Source organism: Streptosporangium sp. NPDC000239 (assembly GCF_040300765.1).
In the GTDB taxonomy this organism is placed as follows: Bacteria; Actinomycetota; Actinomycetes; order Streptosporangiales; family Streptosporangiaceae; genus Streptosporangium.
In genome coordinates this window covers 50077-71041 of sequence record NZ_JBEPEI010000029.1, presented here as the reverse complement: position 1 = coordinate 71041, position 20965 = coordinate 50077, and the positions used below count along the sequence as shown (strand labels likewise).

25 protein-coding genes are annotated in these 20965 nt (G+C 67.8%); 17 read left to right on the top strand and 8 right to left on the bottom strand.

The genetic code is table 11. The features are described 5' to 3' along the window. Nucleotides 1-8: 8 nt before the first annotated feature. Nucleotides 9-278 (bottom strand): DUF6343 family protein, encoded by a 270-nt coding sequence (locus tag ABT340_RS39840; protein ID WP_352016132.1) that lies wholly within the window; start codon nucleotides 276-278, stop codon nucleotides 9-11. Nucleotides 279-927: 649 nt separating this feature from the next. Continuing rightward, the gene (locus ABT340_RS39835; protein ID WP_352016131.1) at nucleotides 928-1341 is read right to left on the bottom strand and encodes a GntR family transcriptional regulator; all 414 of its coding nucleotides are present in this window, start codon (nucleotides 1339-1341) and stop codon (nucleotides 928-930) included. A gap of 201 nt (nucleotides 1342-1542) precedes the next feature. On the opposite strand from ABT340_RS39835, the gene ABT340_RS39830 reads away from it, so the two are divergent. Further along, complete coding sequence (locus tag ABT340_RS39830; RefSeq protein WP_352016130.1) at nucleotides 1543-2709, top strand: helix-turn-helix domain-containing protein; 1167 nt, start codon at nucleotides 1543-1545, stop codon at nucleotides 2707-2709. Between the two features lie 138 nt (nucleotides 2710-2847). Beyond that, complete coding sequence (locus ABT340_RS39825) at nucleotides 2848-3216, top strand: hypothetical protein (RefSeq protein WP_352016129.1); 369 nt, start codon at nucleotides 2848-2850, stop codon at nucleotides 3214-3216. A 1445-nt stretch (nucleotides 3217-4661) separates the two neighbouring features. On the opposite strand, the gene ABT340_RS39820 is transcribed toward ABT340_RS39825, so the two are convergent. Both ABT340_RS39820 and ABT340_RS39815 read right to left on the bottom strand, forming a co-directional pair. Then, entirely contained in the window at nucleotides 4662-5183 is a 522-nt protein-coding gene (locus tag ABT340_RS39820; protein ID WP_352016128.1) for a hypothetical protein, read from the bottom strand. Nucleotides 5184-5887: 704 nt separating this feature from the next. Beyond that, nucleotides 5888-6649 carry a GntR family transcriptional regulator gene (locus tag ABT340_RS39815; RefSeq protein ID WP_352016127.1) on the bottom strand — a complete coding sequence of 254 codons (762 nt, stop codon included), beginning with the start codon at nucleotides 6647-6649 and terminating at the stop codon, nucleotides 5888-5890. A gap of 336 nt (nucleotides 6650-6985) precedes the next feature. Between ABT340_RS39815 and ABT340_RS39810 the strand changes: the two genes are divergently transcribed. The 14 genes from ABT340_RS39810 to ABT340_RS39745 all read left to right on the top strand — a co-directional run bounded on the left by ABT340_RS39810 (nucleotide 6986) and on the right by ABT340_RS39745 (nucleotide 17252). Beyond that, nucleotides 6986-7186: a hypothetical protein gene (locus ABT340_RS39810; protein WP_352016126.1), complete on the top strand. Its 201-nt coding sequence runs from the start codon at nucleotides 6986-6988 to the stop codon at nucleotides 7184-7186. A 121-nt stretch (nucleotides 7187-7307) separates the two neighbouring features. Continuing rightward, nucleotides 7308-7487, top strand: coding sequence for a hypothetical protein (locus ABT340_RS39805; protein WP_352016125.1), 180 nt, complete (start codon nucleotides 7308-7310; stop codon nucleotides 7485-7487). Beyond that, the gene (locus tag ABT340_RS39800) at nucleotides 7487-7909 is read left to right on the top strand and encodes a hypothetical protein (protein ID WP_352016124.1); all 423 of its coding nucleotides are present in this window, start codon (nucleotides 7487-7489) and stop codon (nucleotides 7907-7909) included. The genes ABT340_RS39805 and ABT340_RS39800 overlap by 1 nt, the downstream gene beginning before the upstream one ends. 107 nt (nucleotides 7910-8016) lie before the next feature. Beyond that, nucleotides 8017-8268: a hypothetical protein gene (locus ABT340_RS39795; RefSeq protein WP_352016123.1), complete on the top strand. Its 252-nt coding sequence runs from the start codon at nucleotides 8017-8019 to the stop codon at nucleotides 8266-8268. Between the two features lie 22 nt (nucleotides 8269-8290). Beyond that, a complete protein-coding gene (locus ABT340_RS39790; RefSeq protein WP_352016122.1) occupies nucleotides 8291-8470 on the top strand; it encodes a hypothetical protein in 180 nt (59 codons plus the stop codon). A gap of 78 nt (nucleotides 8471-8548) precedes the next feature. After that, nucleotides 8549-10126: a hypothetical protein gene (locus ABT340_RS39785; protein WP_352016121.1), complete on the top strand. Its 1578-nt coding sequence runs from the start codon at nucleotides 8549-8551 to the stop codon at nucleotides 10124-10126. Then, nucleotides 10123-10584 carry a transcriptional regulator gene (locus tag ABT340_RS39780; RefSeq protein ID WP_352016120.1) on the top strand — a complete coding sequence of 154 codons (462 nt, stop codon included), beginning with the start codon at nucleotides 10123-10125 and terminating at the stop codon, nucleotides 10582-10584. Before ABT340_RS39785 ends, ABT340_RS39780 begins: the two co-directional genes overlap by 4 nt. Continuing rightward, a complete protein-coding gene (locus ABT340_RS39775) occupies nucleotides 10581-12050 on the top strand; it encodes a hypothetical protein (protein ID WP_352016119.1) in 1470 nt (489 codons plus the stop codon). The genes ABT340_RS39780 and ABT340_RS39775 overlap by 4 nt, the downstream gene beginning before the upstream one ends. Nucleotides 12051-12080: 30 nt before the next feature. Next, nucleotides 12081-14309 (top strand): hypothetical protein, encoded by a 2229-nt coding sequence (locus ABT340_RS39770; RefSeq protein WP_352016118.1) that lies wholly within the window; start codon nucleotides 12081-12083, stop codon nucleotides 14307-14309. A gap of 249 nt (nucleotides 14310-14558) precedes the next feature. Then, nucleotides 14559-14900 carry a hypothetical protein gene (locus ABT340_RS39765; protein ID WP_352016117.1) on the top strand — a complete coding sequence of 114 codons (342 nt, stop codon included), beginning with the start codon at nucleotides 14559-14561 and terminating at the stop codon, nucleotides 14898-14900. A gap of 81 nt (nucleotides 14901-14981) precedes the next feature. Then, the gene (locus ABT340_RS39760; protein WP_352016116.1) at nucleotides 14982-15518 is read left to right on the top strand and encodes a hypothetical protein; all 537 of its coding nucleotides are present in this window, start codon (nucleotides 14982-14984) and stop codon (nucleotides 15516-15518) included. Nucleotides 15519-15739: 221 nt separating this feature from the next. Further along, complete coding sequence (locus tag ABT340_RS39755; protein ID WP_352016115.1) at nucleotides 15740-16003, top strand: hypothetical protein; 264 nt, start codon at nucleotides 15740-15742, stop codon at nucleotides 16001-16003. Nucleotides 16004-16140: 137 nt separating this feature from the next. Continuing rightward, the gene (locus ABT340_RS39750; RefSeq protein WP_352016114.1) at nucleotides 16141-16779 is read left to right on the top strand and encodes a DUF433 domain-containing protein; all 639 of its coding nucleotides are present in this window, start codon (nucleotides 16141-16143) and stop codon (nucleotides 16777-16779) included. Nucleotides 16780-16847: 68 nt separating this feature from the next. Next, on the top strand, nucleotides 16848-17252 hold the full coding sequence (locus ABT340_RS39745; protein ID WP_502992604.1) for a hypothetical protein: 405 nt from the start codon (nucleotides 16848-16850) through the stop codon (nucleotides 17250-17252). Between the two features lie 102 nt (nucleotides 17253-17354). Here ABT340_RS39745 and ABT340_RS39740 read toward each other — a convergent pair whose 3' ends face one another. Then, nucleotides 17355-18389 (bottom strand): hypothetical protein, encoded by a 1035-nt coding sequence (locus ABT340_RS39740; protein WP_352016112.1) that lies wholly within the window; start codon nucleotides 18387-18389, stop codon nucleotides 17355-17357. 68 nt (nucleotides 18390-18457) lie between these two features. Between ABT340_RS39740 and ABT340_RS39735 the strand changes: the two genes are divergently transcribed. After that, nucleotides 18458-18916 carry a hypothetical protein gene (locus ABT340_RS39735; protein WP_352016111.1) on the top strand — a complete coding sequence of 153 codons (459 nt, stop codon included), beginning with the start codon at nucleotides 18458-18460 and terminating at the stop codon, nucleotides 18914-18916. A 260-nt stretch (nucleotides 18917-19176) separates the two neighbouring features. Here ABT340_RS39735 and ABT340_RS39730 read toward each other — a convergent pair whose 3' ends face one another. From ABT340_RS39730 to ABT340_RS42550, 3 genes are all read right to left on the bottom strand, one after another. After that, nucleotides 19177-19605 (bottom strand): hypothetical protein, encoded by a 429-nt coding sequence (locus ABT340_RS39730; RefSeq protein WP_352016110.1) that lies wholly within the window; start codon nucleotides 19603-19605, stop codon nucleotides 19177-19179. A gap of 240 nt (nucleotides 19606-19845) precedes the next feature. Further along, the gene (locus ABT340_RS39725; protein ID WP_352016109.1) at nucleotides 19846-20682 is read right to left on the bottom strand and encodes a peptidoglycan recognition protein family protein; all 837 of its coding nucleotides are present in this window, start codon (nucleotides 20680-20682) and stop codon (nucleotides 19846-19848) included. Beyond that, nucleotides 20679-20957 carry a putative phage holin gene (locus ABT340_RS42550; RefSeq protein ID WP_502992605.1) on the bottom strand — a complete coding sequence of 93 codons (279 nt, stop codon included), beginning with the start codon at nucleotides 20955-20957 and terminating at the stop codon, nucleotides 20679-20681. The genes ABT340_RS39725 and ABT340_RS42550 overlap by 4 nt, the downstream gene beginning before the upstream one ends. Between the last annotated feature and the right edge of the window lie 8 nt (nucleotides 20958-20965).

The window sequence follows — 20965 nt, the reverse complement described above, 5'->3', positions numbered from 1 at the left end:
AACGCCGATCATTCGAACAGGGTGTGCCCGTCGCCGCGCCGGCGGCGGCGGCGGGCCACCACGACCAGGTCGATCAGCGCGACCAACGCCAGCACGGCCAGCACGATCGTCGGCCAGGTCAGCCCCGCCGTACCGGCCAGGAACGCCAACACCCCGCAGACGACCAGCCCGAAGGTCGCCAGCGCCATCCTCAGGTTGAGCGCGCTGCGCGGCCGTTCCCCGGTCGGGGAGATCTCCGACCAGATCCTGCTCGGTCTGGCTTCGGGTTCTTTCCTCATGACGGCTGGACCTCTTCGGATCGCCTCTCGCCCCGTCAACCCCAGAACACGACGGAACGGTCAAAAAGGCCCTTCCCCCTCTTGTCCCTCCTACCCACACCGCCAGGAGTCAAGGGGCCATGGCGGCTCGCCCTAGGAGAACGACGTCCGGCAGGCGAGTGGTGCATGAGCGATGTGGCCAAGGCGTCAGACGACATCAATGAAAAGACCCTGACCCTTGGTGCGGGTCAGGGTCTCGCTGTGGGCACTACTGGGTTCGAACCAGTGACATCTCGCTTGTAAGGCGTTATGCCGTGAACGACGTAGCCACCTGCATGCTCCCACCTGGGCAAAGAGCGAAAATGGCAAAAGCGAGATGTGTCTAAAGGATCTTCAAATCGCGCCCCAAACAGGCTTCTTGGAGCCCCGTACGTCATTCAATAGTGAACAAACAGCAACAATCATGAACCCTGACAGACGACCACCTGCTCATGTACTCTCCGATGGCTGGTCGCCAGCAGGCGAGGGGCGAGCAGCCGCACGGTCATGCGGCCCATTCCCCCGGCGTTCCGCCGGCCGTGCGGCGAAAAGAGCGGGGCCCCGGTACAGGACTTACCGGGGCCCCCACCCTCACGGAGAGTGTCCTGGTGACCCTCTCCGAGCTTAATGATCACTCAACGATCAGGGATGTCCTGTCTCCCGGAAGCACCTCGGGCTCCTCCCCTGGCCGCTCAATCACGAAAACAGGCACTCCTTCATCGAGGCCCATCGCGCGTCGTTCCGCCTCGGTGGGGATGCGGGTGGTGACAACTACACCCGTAGAGATTTCGACCATGCTGACCTCGCCTGGACCGCGAACGTAAGATCCGGCGCCGACGACGGTACGGATGGCGCCTTCGTGCTTGAGGACACGTAAAGCATCCCGCACGCTGTTGCGGCCAAGCCCGTAGATCTGCCCCAGTCGCTCCTCGCTCGGCAACCGCTGGCCGGGGGCGTATTCGCCGGCATCGATCGCGGCTTTGATCAGCCGAGCGAGCTGCCGGTACACCGGCGTATAGCTCGTCGGGTCGATGGTCACGATCATGGACCCTAAGCCGACCTGTTGGGACAGGGGCCTGTGGGCCTATCCCAACAGATTTATGTCCAGAGCTGCCCTGATAGAGGCGAATTACGTCGTGGCAGCTAGGGCAGATGTCCCTACACGGCAAAGACCCTGCACCGTAGCCTGAGGATGTCGAGTCGTCAGGAAGTGCAGGGTCTTATGAACGACGCTACCACGGGCCCCATGATCAGGCAGCAGCGCGAGCAGCGCGGCATGAGCACCACGGCCCTCGCTGCCCGAGTCGGCTGCACCACCCGACACATTGAGCTGCTGGAGCAGGGCAAACGCACCCCCTCGCTCCCGCTCCTACGGCAGCTCGCTCTAGCCTTGGGCGTCCGCACCGCGGTCCTGCTGGGCGAGAGCCCCCGTGATTCACACGAGCCGGGGCGCCCCCAGGTCGTCGACATCGAACGCGCCATGTTCGCCCGCAGAACAACAACCGACCTCGAACCCCCGGACGCGGCCCAGGTCGCGGAGCGCCTCACTGCAGCCCGTCAGTCCTGGTACAACTCCCCCGCGAAGTACTCCATCATGTTGCGGACGCTGCCGGGCCTTATCGGCGACGCGGAGGGACTCCTCCTTGACAGCGGCGACCGGCAAGCCGCACACCGCACCGCCGCGGACACCTACATCCTGGCGCGCGGAGTCCTCAAGCACCTTGGCCGGATCGACCTGGCGCACCTCGCTGCCGACCGGGCGATGCGGCATGCGCAAGAAACTGCCGAGCCGCTGATGGTCGGGTGGGCGCACTGGAACCTCGGCCAAGGCCTCCTGTCCGACGACATGCATGACATCGCCTACGACGTCGCCCGCCGCGGCATGGAGCAGATGAAGCGCGCCTTGGCCGACGGCGACGAGCGGCACCTCAGCGTCTACGGGGGGCTGCACCTGATGGCAGCCATTGCCCTCACCCGTTCCGGTGACGACGCCGGCGCGCGAGACCTCCTGAGTGGCCCCGCGTATCAGATCGCCCAACGCGTCGACGAGCGGCAGCCGATGTTGGGTCTTTTCTTCGGGCCAACAAACGTGGCGATTCACCTGGCCAGCGTGGAGTACGAGATGCGGCGCCCGGGGGCGGTCATCCGCCTCGCAGACGGCATTGACCTCACCCAGGTGGTCTCCACCGAGCGGCGCACCACCCACCTGTGCCAGGTCGCCAGGGCGTGCGAAGACTCAGGTGACGACGCCGCGAGTCTGGTGCACCTTCTGAGAATTGAACGGGAGTGCCCTGAGGAGCTGGACCATAAGCGCTTGCTGCGGGACATGGTGCGGTCTCTGGCCCGCCGGGCACGCTCTTCCTGGGCGCCGGAGGTCAGGTACCTGGCGGAGCGGCACAAGATCCTCCTCTGACCCACCTCCACCCTTCAACTGGGGCTTTGTGGGCGATTCCGGGTACGAGACGAACTGAAAGTTCGTCGTCGGCGGTTCGGTTACAAGCGGTCACGCAGCCTTACGGTTCTAGTCATCACCCCGGACTCCGGAGAAGCGATGACTACGAGCACCCACGACAAGGTCATGGCGCGCGTATTGGACCAAGCGCGCCAAGAATTCCCCGCCGTCAAGTTCGGCCGCGGCGACCTCGGCACCTGGACGGCAGTGGTCGGCTCTGGCGTCTTGACGGCCACCAGCGTCTCCAGGCTGCTCGCGCAGCTCCGCCTCAAGGAAGAACTGGCTGCCGACCACCCGGGGTGGAGCATCTGGATCTCCGACGGTGGGCGCTGGTACGCCACCCGCCGCGCCGAGCTCACCAAGCCAGAGATCGACGCCGGGTGCGCGAGGACGGTAGAGGCAGAAGGGCCTGGAGGGCTTGCCGAAGGACTGGAAGACCAGACCCGCCGATCCGAGGGGACAGCATGACCGACAAAGACCACACCCGCCAGGCCAGCCGGAAGCGCCCCGAGCAGCTTGGTGTGCCCTTGGAAATCTTCGCGGCCTTGCCTGGGTCAACCACCAGCGTGGCGCTCCCGAACCCCGGGGCCTTCAGGCCCGACGAGACCCCTGACCCCCGCGACCGCAGCGGCGGTAGTCAGGCGTAGAACCTCATGGGTGGTCGCGCAGGACCACCCATGAGACCGGGGCGCCCGGGTTCTCTTTCTGGAGGGGTAAGAGGGCCACACAGAGGCGCCCCTCGCCTCGGCATAGATGGCGCCGAGGCAGGGCCTCCGTCGACACCGACGGCGGAGGCCCACCCGAGCTGGCCTGTCAGGAGGTTGCCCCCGTACCTCCTGGCAGGCCCCACGAAGGCCCCCGCCTTTCATCCCAGGCGGGGGCCTTCGACGTTTTTGCCGCCTTTAAAAGGATTCGACCTCTCCAAGACAGAGGCGTCCTTTTCTGCCATTTCTACAATAAACGTATAGTTTTTGGAGAGACATCTCCGAGCCAAAGCAGCGAGATCACTGGTAATTTCGTCTCGGTTCACAAGTGCCAGACCCGCTCTTCCCTCACCGCCTCAGCCGGTCTTCGGGGGATCGACTGGGAGGGCCGGGGTCATCCCCCAAGGGCATACCGGCCCGAAAGAGGGTTTCCGTGGCGAAGCACGCGAGAACTGCCAGATCAAGCCGCCCATGCTTGCGGTGCCTCCTCCTCGGGGGAGCTGCCGTAACCATGGCGATCTGGCTGGTTAGGAGGCGCAGGCCCAGCTAGCCGTACCGGCCAGCTGGACCCGCGGAACGAGGCCCCGGCTGACGTTTTCCCCACGCGCCGGGGCTTCGTGCTATGCGCGGGCTTACCAAATGCCGCGAAAACGTGGCACTAGTCGCGCTGCACCACAGTAAACGATTCACGGAGGCTGTAGCGCCTCCATTGCATAACGGACCACAGATCGGTCACGTCGCGCAGGCCGGGCAAGCCACCATCGTCATCGTCCGGTGATCCACGCTCATAACCTGGCGCGCCCCGAGGCAGTGCCGGCACGGCAACGCTGCGGACACAGCAGGGTCTTGCCATACCCGGTGTTCCCAGGCCGGTGGCGGCCCGTCGGGAGGTGGCGATTCGTCCCGCTCGGCGGGCTCATTACGGCCTCCGACCCGGCCGAGCCCGCCGCAGAACTGGCACGTCAGAAACAGGTCGGCGCCAAAGCGCTGCCCCCTGCGACCCTGGCATTCCGGGCAGGCGATCGGATCCGTCACTTGCGGCCTGTCCCCTTGCAGGACTTGCACGCCACCCACACGCTCTGCTTCGGCCCCGTCCCGTTCCGGCTGATCCACTCCCCCTGTGCACCCAGGCAGGTACCGCAGATCGGCGACTCTTGGCTTTCGTCGTTTTCAGCCATGCCTCGACGGTACGACGCAGACGGGCCCCCGTCACGTGGGTGCCATAGCTGGGGTTCCACCACGCGCCAGCTTGGCGGCGAGGACGATCACGTCGTCCCGGGCCGCGTAGTCGCCAAGCTGCTGGTGGGCGAGGGCCATCAGGTTGAAGGCGTCCCCGCGTCGGTTCAGCTCGTCCCTGGCCGCGGCAACTTCAGGAGGCCCGTCCGAGGCTTCGCGGGGGCGCATAACGCGGACAGGCCCAACCGCGGACCTACGGCGACGCGAGCCCTGAAGCCCTTGCAGGAGGACCTTGGTGGCGGCGATGGTGGCGTCTCGCTCCTCGGGTGTGGTCTGCGGCACCTCGTCAGGGTCAGGTTCAGGCTTGGGTGGAGGCGTCGACCGCCGGGCTGCCCGCTGTTCCGCCTCGACACGGACGCGGTTGAGGAGGTCGGGCAGGTCTCCGTTGTCGGCCATGCGGGAGACGTACGCGGCGAGGGATCTCGGCTGGTTCTCTCTCTTGATCAGACGAATGATTTCTCTCGTCTCTTCCACCGTCGCGTCAACGACGCTCATGACCTTCCGCTCCGGCCCGCTGAGAGATGGATCTCCTGGATGGGATGGAGTAGGCGGGACTGTGGTCCCGCCAGGCGTCCCTCTCGTCCCGCCTGACCGCCCTGTAGTCCCGCCTTCAGGGACTGTGGTCCCGCCTTGCTTCGAAGGCGGGACAGGAGTACCGCCTTCATTGACCTGCAGGTTCTCTTCAAGGCGGGACTGTGGTCCCCCCTTCGGCTCCTGACAACGCACGCACTCACAGCCTTCCGGGGCCGGGAACCGGGGAAGGCGGTACGCAGGGGAACGGCCAGGCACCGAGTAGTACGGGCGACCGTCCTCGCCCTGCCCGAGGGGCACCCTCACCTCGATGCCTCGCGCCGCGAGTCGGCTCAACGCCTTGCGGATGCCGCTCTGACTCAGGCCGCGCGTTCGTCTGGTCATGGTGCTGCTGGGGATGTCGCGCACCTCGCCGGGCCAGCGCGTCTCCTCAGCGATGGCGATCAGCACAAGGCCCTCGGCGGGGCTCATGGTCGGGGCGTGGTCGAGGACTTCCTCGACCAGCTCGTACCCCATCAGGCGTCACTGCCTGGACGCGCGCAAGCGCACGCGTGCGCGCACGGTATCGTGCCCACTGGTCTCTCCTGGCGCAAGCAGGGGTGGATCAAGGGCTCGTCGGGTGTACCACCACCCGGCGAGCCCGCATGTTGTTATCTGGCTGGTAAGCGTTAGGCGTTGTCGCCCTCCCACTCGTACCGAAGCCGCCACTGCGACAGGTTCAAGACGTTCACGCACACCTCTACGGGGCGGCCATCCGCCCCGGTCGCTATCCGGGTGACCTCGAACACGAACTGTGCCTCCGGGATCGACAAGAACGCCGCCTCGTCAGGTGTGGGGCGCCGCCCTTCGATCTCCTCAGCGAACAAAACCGGCCCGTGCCCGCGGTCCCGCAGCAACGTGTAGAGCCCGGCAGGGTTGGTTTCCACCTCCGCCGGCTGCAGATCTTCGGCAATCCGCCAGGGGATATAGGAGGTGGCAAGCTGAACAGGGCGGTCGTCGGCGAACATTCGCCGAGTGCGAACCATCACCTGATCGGCCCCATCGAGTCCTAGACGTGCAGCAATGGCCGCTGGGGCCTCTACAGGGCCGACAACAGAAAGTGTTGTTCGGGGTTCCAGCCCTGCGGCCCTCATCTGCGCCGCGAACCCGCTCGGCGTCCCGGCCGAGGACGACTTAGGAATCGCTCTGACCCGCTTCGTAGTGGGGGCGTCAAGCACGAAAGAGGCCGCACCGAACTCGCTGCGGATGAGCCCTTCGCTCCTCAGAAGCTCCATGGCGCGTGCGATCGAGGTCTGGCTGAGTTTGAACCGCTTGGCCAGTTCGGGCTGGCTCGGAAGCCGTTCCCCTGGGGGCCAGACGCCACTGCGGATCTCGCTCCGCAGCACGTCAGCGACCTGTGCGTAGCGCGGGCGCGGTTCTTGGATAGTCATACCTCTCCCCTCGCGGTTAGGTTCCGAGCCTATACCGGGGTGTCCGGTTTCCTTACTCAGGAGTAGTACGCGCTTCACGGGCTTGCCTCTCGTCAACCTATCGGTTAGGTTTCCCATAGAACCTAACCGATAGGCCCTCGTAAGTAAAAGCCCCAACGGAGGTGGTGCTCCGCTGGGGCATCGCATCGAGATCGGAGCTCAGATGCCCAACAAGGCTACGGCCTCTCCCCCCGCACCCTTGCTCTCCGGCCTCACTATCGAGGCCCGGGGCTCTTACTGCTACGAGCATGACACCTGGGTCTGCACCGCCCGCCACGAGGCGAAGGGCAGCTTCAAGTGATCGGGCGCACCGCAACCATCCGCATCATCCCCGGACTGAACCCCGGCAGCTTCCTGTACCTCATCACCTACGTCGAGAACGGCCAGAACGCTGGCCGGTCGGTCGTCCGCGCCGACCAGATCGACTCGTGGAAGGCCGACCTCGTCGCCAACGGATGGACGATCGACGACCTGACCGTTCAGGGCGGTGAGGCGTGATGTCTGACGAGCAGCCGACCCTTCAGGAACTGGTCTCCCAGATCAACCGCTGGCAGTCCAGGCTGCTCACCACGCCGAAGCCCTCCCCCGTGGGCGACGGCTCCGACGAGGAGGAGTAGCCGTGGACGAGAAGCTCACCGCCGCGATCGTGGCCGACAACGCCGCCGAGGACGCCGGGATGCACCCCGACCTCCGCGCCACCTGCTGGACCCACCGGGCGTGGGCCGTGGACTGCGCCACCGACCCGATCCACGCCAACCCCAGCGTCACCCACCACTACCGCCCCGAGGAGGGCCACTGATGATCGTCGAAGACGGAACCGGCCGAGAGATCGACCTGCGGGACGACGACCGCGACCTCGACCCGCCAGACGAGAGCGAGCCGCCTCTCGACCTTGCTGAGGTTGAGGACGCCTACCAGGTCGTGGTCCCCACGATGGCCGAGCTCGGCCGCAGCGGCGAGCGTCTCGCCGACGCGATCCCACTGCTCCTCGCCGAGCTGCGTACGGCCCGCGAGCGCCTGGCCGGCGTCACGGCCATGCCGGCCGGGTACCGCTACGCCGCGATCTCCACCCTCTGCCCCGACCCCGACGACCCGGACAACGCGGCTCCCTCGGCCGAAGCGGCGCTCGCCGAGGTGCCCCATTGGAAGCGCGGCAAGGCTCTGCGCCGCACCGTCTACCTCGGCCCGTGGGAGGAGATCTCCGCCGAGGCCCCGTTCTGATCCGCCTGTAGCGCACTGTGCGGGTGCTCGCCCGGCCTCCTCGGTCGGGCGGGTGCCCGAAGCAGACGCTCCCAGGCGCACCGCGCCCTCACCAAAGGAGACAGGCCATGTCCACCTACCGCACCAAGGGCGGCTCCACCGTCACCTGGACGCCCTCCTCGGCCCTGACCGTCCCGATCGGCACGACAGGAAAATTCGCGCAGGAAGTCACCGCCTCCAAGTGGGTCTGCCGTGGATGCCACAACCACGAGGGCGGCGAAAAGACCCAGATCCGCGGATCCGGCTCCACGAAATGGAGCGAGACCGGCCCGACGGAAGCGGAAGCGCAGCGCCACGCCAACCAGTGCACCGCCCGATAACCCCCACTGAGAGGAGATCGCCATGAAGAAGATCACCGAGGAGGAGCTGGCCCTCATGAGGGAGATCATGAGCGGCTGCGCCCGCCACCACCAGATCGCAACCGAAATCGGCACCGGCAAGCGGCCATGGGAGGGCGGCAACGTCCACGCCCAGGCCGGACGTGAGCTCTCCGCCGAAGATCGCCGCAACCGGACGAAGTAAGCGGTCCCGGGCTACGACCTCACCGCAGCCCGGGACCTCAAATCCCCAACCCCACCAGCGCAACTAGCAGGAGAGGACATGCCGAACCTTATCGACGAAGTCACTGTCTTCGCGTCGAACAAACCGGTCGTGACGGCCATCATCTGCGTGATCGGCCTGACGCTCCTCGGCGTGGCCTACCTCGCGGCCAGGGCCCTCTACCGGGCCGCGACCCGGTTCTTCCACCGCTACGTCGCGGCCCGTCCGGCCGAGGACGCCCTCACCATCGTGGCCGCCGCCATCGCCACCGGCGTGTCCGCTCAAGGCATGTGGCAGTTCATCGACCGCATCATTGACATCCACTGGATGCTGCAGGCGGCAGGGTTCGCGTTCATCGAGGTCGCGGTGATCACCAGTGCGGTGCGGGCGCGCCGCAACATGCGGGAGAACTACTCCGCGGGCATCGACGGCATCGCGGTGTGGGCTCTCACCGGCCTGTCGGCGGTGCTGTCCGCCATGGAGGCCGCCAGCCTCCCGGAAGCCGTCTTCCGCCTGGCCGCCCCGCTGGTTGCGGCGTGGTTGTGGGAGCGGGGCATGTCGATCGAGCGGCGCCGCGCCACCGGCCGTAAGCGCATCAACTGGCGGCTCACCCCCGAACGCGTACTGGTCCGCGTCGGCTTGGCCGAGACGCAGGACCGGACCGCTGCTGAGGTTGACGCCCAACGGCGCCTCACCAAGGTCGCACTCGCCGCCGATGAAGCCCGCAGGCGCCGCGACAACGCCGCCTCGGATGGCAAGCAGCGCAGGGCTTTGGCCCGGATGCAGACCCTCTACGCCGCGGCCCACGCCAACACCGGGCTCGGCCGGAACGAGGAACTGCAGCGGGCTCTGGCCGCCGAGGTCGCCTCGCTGGGCTCCGCCCCCGCTCTCCTGGACGTCAAGCCCGCCTCCGCGTGGATGCCCGAGGCGGAGCCGACCGAAGACGAATTCAGCCGGCTGGCCGACGAGACCCGGAACCTCAGTGACGCCCTCGGGGTGCGGGACGAGCTTCGCGCGATGCGAGACGAGGTGCGGGCCGCCGAAGCCAACATCGTCATGCTGACCCGGGATGTGACCTCTCCCGCGACTCGCGCCGAGGTCACATCCCGGGTCGCAGCCCCGGTCACGGAGTCGCTGACTTTCATACGCGAGGGGTGGGCCTCCGCCGCGCCCGCCGTGACCCCGTCCGCGACTCCGGCTGCGACCTCCGTCGCGGTCGCGGAACCGGTCACGGATGAGGTCACATTCAACATCACGGATGCTGCGGCGTACGACATCACGAGGGCGCTGCTCGACGGCTTCTCCGTGACCTCGACTGCGACTCCCGTCGCGACCTCCCTCGCGGTCGCGGGCCGGGTCACGAAGAAGCTCACATTCCCGCCGAAGGCGGAGCGCCCCCTCCTGCCGAAGACCGTGATCATGCGCCAGTACTGGGACAAGGTCCGCCAGGAGGAGAACCGCTACCCCGGCCCAGTCGAGATCTCCAAGGCCGCTGGCGCCCATCACAGCCTCGCCTCCAACCTCCGCGCCGAATGGGTGAAGGAACTCTCTGTGTGGGAGCGCCGTAAGGCGACCTCCAAGAAGGTCGCCGCCGTCAACGGATCTCGGGGTGGTTCGACGGCCGGTGAGACGCGATGAACGCCGCCATCCTCACCGCAGTCGCGACCTTCGCCGCAGTCTTTTGCGCGCTCTGGGCCGCTCACTCTGTGGGCGACCACTGGATCCAGACCCACCACCAAGCGTGCGCCAAGGGTGCGCCTGGCTGGACCGGACGGATCGCCTGCGTCAAACACGTGGCCACCCTGACCGGTACCAAGGCCGCCGCGCTGGCTGCGCTCGTGTGGGTGACCGGCCTGCACCTCAACCCGCTCACCGTGGTCGTCGGCCTCCTGGTTGACGCCGTCTCGCACTACTGGGCCGACAGGCGCACGACCCTCGCCCGGCTCGCAAAGACCCTCCGCAAGAGCGACTTTCACCAGCTCGGCGACGGAATGGTCGCCCCGTGCGGCACCGGCGCCTACGCCCTGGACCAGTCCTGGCATCACCTGTGGCTCTTCATTACGGCCTTGGCCATCGCCGCCGGAGGCACCGGATGAGCGCCTCCACCCCGGACGTCACCATGTCGGAGCCCGAGGCGGATCGGTGGCAGCCCGTCGAGCAGCCCGAGCCCGCCCCCGCCGAAGAAACCGCGCCGAAGCCCGAACCCGCTTCGGAGGAGTCCGCGCAGCCGGCGGCCGAGCTCCCCGGCACCCCGGCCGGGCACCTGCTCCTCGGGGCGGCCTGTGTCCTGGCGCTGGGCGGTGTCGGCCTGTACAGCGCGGTCGGCCCAGTGGGGTTGGCGGTCGGCGCCGGCGGGACCGTGGCGGCCGGTGCCGGATACCTGTCCTGGAGGATCAGGCGCAAGCGGTCGCCACGCGACCGGGCCGCCAGGGAACCGGGGCAGCGCTTTGCCAGCGGCCGGGGTGGGCGACGCCTGCCCGGAGTTGACGGGCCCGGCCGCCGCACCTCGTCGTCGGCCCGGACGCCGTCCGCCCGCCCGCCAGCCGGAGGTGCGACGCGACGACCGGCGGCCGGTGCGCCCACGGGAAACGGCCGCCAGTCCTCCACCGACCGTGGGGGGCGCAACACCACGCCCCGCGACCGCAGCCGCAAGAAGGACCGCAAGCAGGGCATTGCCGACCAGGCCCGCCACTACGCCGGTGTCCCCGCCCGGGGCGCGCGTGCTGTTCACCGTGCCGCGCGGGCCCTGCACGGCAAGGCCGCCCCGCAGCTCGCCCGCCTCCGGGCCGCCTCCCGGCGGGTGGATGAGGCGACCGGGCAGCTGGTCAGCCGGGCCCGACACCGGACCCGGAAGGCAGCACACGCTGCGGGCCGCCGGGCGTTGAGCCTTCTGCGAGGCGCCGGCGGGTGGGTCGATCGGCGGACCGGCCGCCGCCTGTCATCCGCCTGGGTCGTGGCCGCCGCCGCGGCGGGATTCCGGGCCGCGCGGCGCGCCGTACTGGCCGCACGCGCCGAAAGGTCCCGGTGGGATGCCGAAGCCACCGCCGCGGTGGTGGCGGCGTGGGCGTGGCTCACCGGCCCGCTGCGCCGCCGCTGGGCCGCCCGCCGCGCCGCGAAGGCGGAAACCGCCACCCAGCCCGCCGCGGCGGAGACCAGCTCGGACCAGCCGCCTCCTCCGTCTTCTTCCCCTACCTCCTCGCCCGCCCCCGACCCTCAGGGAAACCCCATGACGAACGCCCTCATCGCCCACGCCATCGAGATGCCGACGGTCGCCTCGGCCTACGAGTCCGAAGACATGATGGAGGTGAAAGTCGACCTGGAACTGCTGCGTGAGATCCCGCTGGCCGTCGCCGCGGCGATCCGCATCTGGACCGAGAACCTGGCCGCGGACTACCCGCTGCACCAGGACGTCGTCGAGCAGATGATGACCCTCTACGAAGGGTTCTGCACGCTGGCCAACGACGCCGACGAGGTGTCGAACACCTTCCAGAACGCGCACGCCGACGACATCCGCCGCCGCCTGGAGCCGCGCGTCGGCGAACGGAAGTGGAACGCCCGCTAGCTCAGCCCTCACGCACTCCAGGAGACGAACGTGCCCAGCACCAAGCAGCAGAACACGACCACGCGTCTGGACTGGTCCCTGCGGCCTCGCGGCCCGATCAGCGCCGCCGGGCAGGGAGCCCTGGCCCTGGCCGCCATCGGCGGTGTCGGCCACTACCTGGCGGCCCTGCCCTGGGGGTGGGCGGCTGCGGCGACCGTGGCCGGCATTACCGGGACCGTGCTGGCCGGGCAGGACCGGACGCCGATGGCGCTGGCCTACCGGCTGGGCTGCTGGCTGGGCGGCGGCGCCTGGGTGGGGTGGGTGTGGGCCTACGGCCTGGCCGACCCCGCCGCCGCCGGGGCGCTCGGGGTGGGGGCGGTGGCCGCCGCGGTGTTCTCCCCCATCTCCGCCCGGACCCGGCCGCGGCCCTCGGTCACCGGCGCCATGCTGGGAGACGCCCCCATCGGGTCCGACGTGCCCCGTAAGCAGGTGCCGCTGGCCCAGGAGTGGGTGGCCCGCATCCGCCGGGTGACGCGCGTGCGCGTCGGTATCGACCGCATCGAACCATGGCCCGGCCGGGCCGGGTTCAGCGCACTGGTGCTGCAACCCTTGGGGGCTTCCAGCAGCCAGCAGCTGCACAACGCCTCGATCGGGCTGGCCGAGGACGCACGCCTGCTGAACGGGTGCGGCGTGGAATGGCGGCCGGGCCCTTTCCGCGGCAGCCTGTGGATGGACGTGTCCACCAGCAACGCCCTGGCCGAGGTCATCCCGCACCCCGGCATCCAGCTGGGCGGGTCGATCACCGACCCGGAAGCGGTCCGGCTGGGCCGCTACCGCACCGGCGCCACCACCACGGTGGGGCTGCGGGAGAACACCATGGTCCTGGCCGGGCAGAAACGCTCCGGCAAGTCCGGGGCGCTGCACAACATCTCCGCTGACCTGGCCGCGGCAGACGACAGCCTGCTGTGGCAGATGGACCTCAACGGCGGCGGCATCAGCCGCTCCTGGCTGCGGCCCTGGCTGACCGGCCGCACCGACCGCCCGGCCGTCGACTGGGCCGCACCCTGCAAGGAGGAGGCGGTCTTGATGGCGCACGCCAAGGTCGCCATCGCCATCGACCGCAAGTCCGCGCACGCCGAGCTCAAGGCCGTCGAGAACGTGCAGCTGCTGCCGGTCTCCCGCCGTATCCCGGCGATCGTGACCGTGCTGGACGAAGGCAAGGAAGCGCTCGGGCAGAAGGTGACCGACCCGATCGTGCGCCGCATTCGCGCGCTGATCGAGCAGGCCGTCGACATCGGCGGCAACGAGGCCTGCAACTACGTGCTGAGCGTGCTGCGCAGCACGGCCACAGCGCTGGCCACCGACCTGCTCAAGCAGTGCACCATCAAGGGCACCATGCGGGTATCGGCCCGCAGCGAGCTGGACTACCTGTTCGACTACTACCGGGGCATCAGCCCCGCCGACGCCCCCGAACAGGGGTCGGGGTTCCTGCAGATCGCCACCGACCCGCCCCGCACCTTCAAGGCGTTCTTCATGCTGCCATCCGACATCGAGACCGCCGCGGTGCAGATCGCCGGGCACTGCCCCGAGCTCGACCCGGACGCCGTACGCGCCGCCGGCCACGCCTACGCCACCAGGTACGAGCGGATGCGGTGGCTGTTTTCCACCCCCGAGCAGCGCACCCGCCTCACCCCGCCGGAGCCGATCGAACTGCCCGGCGTCACCGACGACCGCGGCCAGCCCATCGTGTGGGACCCGGCCGTCACCCACCCGGCCGCAGGAGACGCCCGCGAGACGGCCCGCAGCCAGGAGACCGCGATGGAGAAGCGTCGCCCCGGCCACCTGCGCCTGCTCCGCGACGGGGCGACCTCTGGATGGGGCGACCCGGAACAGGTCGCCGCCCGCGCCCGCGCAGGCCAGCCCCGGCCGCACCGCGCCTCGTACCCGTCCGAGCCGCGGCCCCGGCTGCGCGCCGAGCAGGTCCACGAAGTCCCCGCCGAGCAGGTGCCGGTGCCCGAGCTGCTGACCCGGGCCATCGCCGCGTTCGACGGCGACGACCGCATCCACTCCGTCACCCTGGCCGACCGGCTCGGCGTCGACCAAGTCGAGCTGGCCGAGCTGCTGCGCAGCGTCGGGGTACGCACCCTGCAGCGGGCGTTCATGCGCGGCGGCGAAGAGCGCCGCGGGTACGGCCTCCAGGACCTGGAGGCTGCGGCTGCGGCGATCCGCTCCGGAGACCTCCAGGTGCCGCCCGAGGTCGCCGACTGGCCCGCCGCCTGACCCCGGACACCCCGGACATCCGGGTCCGACGTCGGACCCGGACACCCCCCGGACACCCGGACATCCCCCGGACGTCCGCCCCGGACGGCCATCCACCTGCAGAAATGCCCCACTGTCCGGGTGTCCGGGGTGCCTGAAACACCCCCTCCAGCAGGCCTGAGAGCCCCCAGACCCTTCCCTGACCCCCTTACCCGGCGGCCTGTCACCGGGCCGCCGTACCTGCACCCCACTCACCAAAAAGAGGACCCGATGGCCCTGCTCAAGCAGACCGACTGGAACGGCCGCGAGATCTACTACCACGTGAGCGACCTCGTCCGATATGAGTTGCGGCTCGCGCGGCTCCGCGGCGAGGTCGCCGAGATCCGTTCCGCCGTCGCGGCCATGCGCGTTCAGGGCGGGGCGTTCCTGGACGAGGTCGCCGACTTCCTGGACCGTGAGGCCCTGCAACTGGAGAGGGCCAACGAGGCCGACGGGGGTGTCGAGATCGACGGGGACAACGACACCCGCGAGCGCGACGGCTACGTCCCCACCACCGCTCGCCGCGCCCTGCTGATGGCCCGCGCCTTCACCAGTCCCCACCCTTCGTGCTGAAGACAGACCACTCATTGACCTTGGCGGCCTGTCACCGGGCCGCCGTACGCTCACCCCACTCCCTCACCCAGGAGGCCCCGTATGAGCCCGAGCGATCTCGCCGTACTCGACCAGCTTCTCGCCCACGGCCACAGCATCACCCTCTCCATGGACGGCGACAGCGCCGACGTCGACCCCAACACCGGCGCCATGACCAACCCCGGATGGGGGCCCTGCGTCCGGGTCGTGGTCCGCGACCACACCGACTGTGTCGTCACCGACACCTACGCCAGCACCGTCGCCAACGCCCTGGCAGTGCTGAGCGAGGGGATCTCACCCACCCCGCTGAAGACCGAGCAACTCGCACAGCCGAAGGACCGGATGGGGGCCGGTCGCCTCATCGACAGCACCGGCCGGATCACCGAACTGCGGACGGACAGCCAGGTCGCCACGCCATCGTCGGACGACCCCGGGTACCGCCAGGCATGGGGGTGGATCGTGAAAGGCGACCCCAAGATTGGGCGCGGCCAGCAGGTGCGAGTGGAGTTGCCTGACGGCACCGTGCTGCAAGGGCGCGGGACGGTGGAGGTGGAGCGCCGTCTCGGCCGACGCCACCTCAAGGTCTACGTCTACGACTGAGTCCACACGCCACGGCGCCCCCGTCCTCCGTAGAGGCGGGGGCGCCGTCATGTCCGGACCCTCGAAGGCAGAAGTTGCGATCCCTCGCAGGGCTGATGAGGACTATTGGGCCGAGGAAGGAATCCACAGAGAGATGTGTTGCGAACCCTTGAAGGGGCGATGAGAGTGAGCTAAAGGTCAAGGGTGACAGACTAGACGTAGTTGCGATCCCTCACAGGGTGATGAGCCACCAGTCTGCCCCCGCGACGCCGACGGCCGCAAGCAACGGCACCCCCGTCCTCCTGAGTGGGCGTTCTGCTGTGCGCCTGCGCACGATCACCCCGCCGGGCGACCATGAGCGCGTGGACGACTTCGACCAGCTGATCGCCGACCTCGCCGACCTCGACCGGCGCGCCGCCCGGGCCCGGCTCTGTCTCGCCGCAGGCGGGACGCGGGAGGAGGCGGAGGCCATCATGCTCAGCCTCAACGACACCCGCACCAAATGATCTCTTGCACACAAGACGGGACAAAACCGATCAATTTCGAATGGTGCGATATAAACCGCCATCCGCCATAGGTAAACCGCCCCCCACCCGTTACCGTCTTAGGTAGGTGTCCGCTCGGGGGAGAAAGGAGCGTCAACGTGTACCGCCCCGTTCTCGCTGCCGCGCTCTCTGGTGCCTCAATGGGCCAGCTGAGGCATTGGCGCAAGAACCCGCCCGTCTTCGAACCCGAGCACCGAACACCTACCAATCGGGTCCTGTACTCCTACCGAGACGTGGTTGCCCTGCGCACCATCGTCTACCTGCGGCAGAACGACGCTACGTCACTGCAAGGGATCCGCAAGTCGATCCGCAACCTTCGCCAGCTCGGCATGGTTGATCACCTGTCCGAGTACAAACTCGTCAGGGTCGGCGACACCATCGTCCTGGTCGAAGACGAAGAGGCAATCGACCTCCTCAAGCGTCCCGGCAACAGTGTCCTGGCAGAGCTGGTCGACGTCTTCGGAGAGTTCGAGGGACGCGTCGGCCAAGTGCTGCCGTTCCAGCGGCCCGTGGCTGGCGTCCTGGTTGACCCAGAGGTCCGAGGCGGCTTCCCGGTTGTCGAAGGCACACGGGTCGGCTACGACCAGGTAGCTGGCTTAATGGCAGACTCCGTTCCGGCCGAGAAGATCTCTCAGTTCTTCCCTTCGGTGACGACTGAGGCCGCCCGCGCAGCGCAGCAGTTCGCTGCGTACGTGGAGAAGTTCGAGGTTCACTCCGCCGACCGAGTCGCTGGATGAGGATCCTTCTCGATGAGAATGTCCCCCGGCAGCTAGTTGATCCACTGTCTTGGCTTCTGCCTCTACACGTGATCGACCAGGTCAACCAGCGCTTCAAGGGCATCAAAGATGAGCAGCTGTACGGCAAGGCCAAGCGGAAAAACTACGAGTTGATCATCTCGGTCGACAGTAACCAGCTCTATGACGAGAAGATCTGCAAAGCCATCCAACGCTCTGGCCTGCACGCTGTCTTCGTAGAGACAGGCAACAGCAGCCTCAAGTCACTGGCAGCTGCCGCTGGGGCGCTGATCCACTCCATCCGGGACATCGTGGTCCGGCTGGAGAAGGTGGATGTCCAGCACGTGACCATCATCCCCATGCTCCGCGGAGATCCTCGATACGACTTTCATGACCCGCGCCACAGTGCTCCCTCCCCGATATGGCCTCGCAAGCAGCACGGCGAGCACAAGCCAAGCCGCCCCCCGAGGAAGTAGCCAGTTTCACGCAGCCTGAACCGGCCCCAGACTGCGGCGCCCCGCCGTCCCGAAGGACAGCGGGGCGCCGCAAATCACCACCTGATACAGCCCGGCGGACACCTATTGCCCTGCCGCGAGCGCCTTCTCGCAGCGGGCTAGACGCTTCTCCAGGCGCTCCCGGAGGGCCTTGCCTTGTGGAGGATCAGCCAACACCTGCCGAAGGGCATGCGCCGCTTCGGCGTACCTCCCCTGTTTCAAAAGCCAGATGGTAAACCGGTCCATGACCGGCGCTTCTGCTTTCCCAGTGGCGGCTGCCCGCCTCCATGCGTCCGCCGCCGCAGCGAAATCTCCGGCTTTCTCCGCTTCCGCCGCCTGAACATCGTTGAAGTGGGCGATGCTCACCCCGTCTCCCTGCTGTTCCGCGACGCGCAGGAGGACCGCCCGAAGCTCCTCAGCCTTCTGCGGGTCCTCGACACGGGCCCTGCTGTAGCCGCTGAACGCAGCCTCGAAACTACCCCACAACTTCGGCCTGACCTCGAACGGGACCCTGCTGAAAACCTCAGCAAGAGTGGGGACATGCGGGGCGAACGACGCGTAGTCCAGCAGCTCCTGCCACAAGCGGGCGTCTCCGCGGTTGTAGTACAGGGCGCGAATGTAGGCGTCGAGGGTGTCGTCGCGGCGCCCGGACTGGTAACGCACAGTCTGGGCGAGGGTCAGCCACGCCTGCCCGACCTGGGGATCACCTGCTTGCTCGAATTGGTCGGCGATGCCGCGCAGGTTCTTCTCCGACGACCGCCACGCGGCGAAGCGCTTTCGGGCTTCGGTATCGACACCGGCCAAAACCGGGGCGGGATGGTCCAGGCGGGGAAGAAGCCGGACCAGGGTGACCGCGAAGTCAGGCGGCGCTTGAGAGCGAAGTGAAGCGGTCTTCGACTTCCGAGTCAGCCAATCCCATAGACGCATGCCTCTCGCCTTCAGCCGGTTCGACGAACACGATCGTGTTCTTTCGGCTACAGGACGTTCATCCGTGCGGGAAGGAGCACAAGGCTGGCGTAGCGAGAGTGCAGCGCTGCCGTGAAGGATCATCAGGCTTTCTTGATCACTCACCGCAATGATTTCCAGACGAAGCGGATACATATGTCCAAATGTGGACATTCCGCAACTCATAGATACCGCCAGCCGTCTTACACAACGTCCTGCACCACCCCCGAATGGGAGGGCTCGTGTTCAGACGTCTGCTTACCGCCGCCGCAATCGGCTCGACACTCATCATCCCGACCGCCGTCGCCTACCCCGCGGCAGCGACGACCGCCGGATCGTGGGTACGGTACAAGGCCCACGAAACGATCACCGCTGACGGTGTCCCCGTCACCACCTACTTCACCAACCCCACCACCCCGAGCGGCGGGCAAATCACCGGAGTGTCCCTACTGGTTCAGCCCTACCCCCAAGGCCCCGGAGTCGTCGAAACGGTTGACGTCTGCTACCAGCAGCCCGGCACCACCGTCGACTACAAATGCAAGGGCGCGACCACCATCACTGGCAGCAGAGCAATATGGCTTCACATTTTCGACGGCCTAGACCCTAAGGGAACGATCACCGTCGTACACACCCTGACCGGCGGCACCTACCCCGTAGCCAGCACCACGTCTGACCGCGCCACAGTGGACTACCAGTACTAAAACGAAAACGCCCCTCGTCCAGTCGGACGAGGGGCGCAGTGTTCTGGGTGGGGTCTCAGTCGAGCGGCCGCACGTCCAAGACCCCACGCCCTGAGGCTACAGGGCAGCCAGCCGCGAGTCGCCGCCCCCAGTTAGGGACATAACAAAACCGTGTATTTTCACGAACCAGCCTGGCAACCCAAACCAGCCAGGCGTAGACCGGACCTACGGCAGAAGGCCCCCTCGCGCCAGCATGGTGGCGACACGAGGGGGCCTTTCTCTTACAGGTCCGCCAGGTTCCGGCCTGCGTGCCCGCCCGGGTGGTAGCCCGCCGTTCCTGCGGCCGCCCCGGTCCCCGAGGCTCGCACGAAGCCGGGCGCCGGATCCGCGGCCGGCGTCACCGAGTTGGCCAGCACCAGCGCCAGCACCATGTTGAGGGCCGCCACGATCGCGCCTGACGTCTCCTCCGACAGCGGCAGGCCGAAGAACACCAGCCCTGTCAGGACCGTCCTCACCGCACCGGTCAGTGCCGTCACCACGAACGGCCGTGTCGCTATCGCCTCCACCGCGGCGAACACACCGGACACGATCACCATGATCCACGACGCCGCGTCCGCAGTGAGCCCTACCGCCGGGATCGTCACCAGAACGGCGAGCACCGCCGAGATAGCTCCGAGCCAGACAACCGGCTCACGCCCGAGAACCTTCACGTACCCCTCCTCAGGGATTGGCCCCTCCCAAGGGGCACAAAAAAGACCAGCCCTCGGCTGGTCAGTTCGTCTCGTCAATCAGGCCCGGGACTCGGGCATCTTCAACTAGCGGTGGTCCTTCTCCAACAACCGCCGAGGTTTCCCCAACTGGCGTTGGAAGCGCTCCTGGTAGTTCCAACCCCGGGGCGGGTTCCGTTGGACGGTGGCGGCGCCACAGCAGCCACAGCAGGAGGTCCTCGATCATGCGACGCGTAGCAGCACCGGCCAGGTGAGAGGACCAACGATCCCGTCGGCCTTCAATCCGGCCGCTGTCTGCAGCCCCTTCACCCCAGCTTCATGGGCGGGGCCGAAGACCGTGTCGTCCACGGCGGGGTCGAGCGCGTAGTCCCGAGCAAGCAGCAGGTAGTGCATCGTCTTGACGTGCCACTTCAGCGGGTCGCCGTCCTTCCGGCCGTCACCGAGCTGCAGGGTGGGGAGCTTCTTCACCAGGGCCTCCGTGGGGTTCGAGACGGGGATGGGGATGGGCTTCTCCGCGTTGACCAGGTGCATGAACTCCTCCCACGGGAAGTTCGGCCCAGGATCGGAGTGGTCGGTCTGTCGGAACGCGTTCGACACGTCCACATGGCCGCATACACCTTCGGCTCCTGCCCGCACCTGGGCCACAGACAGCTTCCGCATCGGCAGGTCGAACCGCAGGCACAACTCCCGCGTCCGGGCGGCGGCCTCCTCGACCGCAGGCCACACCTCGGGTGACAGCCACTGTTGGCGTGTGTAGGTGGCCTCGCCGCAGATCTCGATGCCGATGGATCGGGTGTTCGGAGGGGCGTGCCAGGCGATGACCCGGTCCGGGACACAGTGCTGCTCGTCCCGGCTGGAGTCGTACACGTAGTGAGCCGACCCGCCCGAAGAAGCCATCTGGAAGTACTTCGCCGTCCCAGATGCCGCGCCCTTCTTCGACGCCGCCGGATAACCGACACCTGGGCACGTGGCGTGGATGACGATTCTTCGAGGCGGCAGGTTCCCGCCACCCGAGTCGTGAACGGCACGCCTGGTGATGGGCGGTTCGCCTGCTTTCATTGGGGGTCCTCCCGCCTCTGCCGGCGCCCACGGCGCCAGGTGTAGATGATGATCTGCAGCCGCCACGCCAGCACGATGGGCACCAGAGCGAACGCGGCCAGCCGTACGGCCTGGAACCAATCCCCTTCCGGCACCAGGAGCCGAAGCGCCCATAACCCCAACGTCAGAGCAAGCACGCTCTGGAAGGCGAACACGTGACGGCCAGCCCCTGTACGCCACCACCGCGCTAATGCCGCCTGGGCTATCACGCACGCCCATGCCACCGCAGCGGACACGACTACCA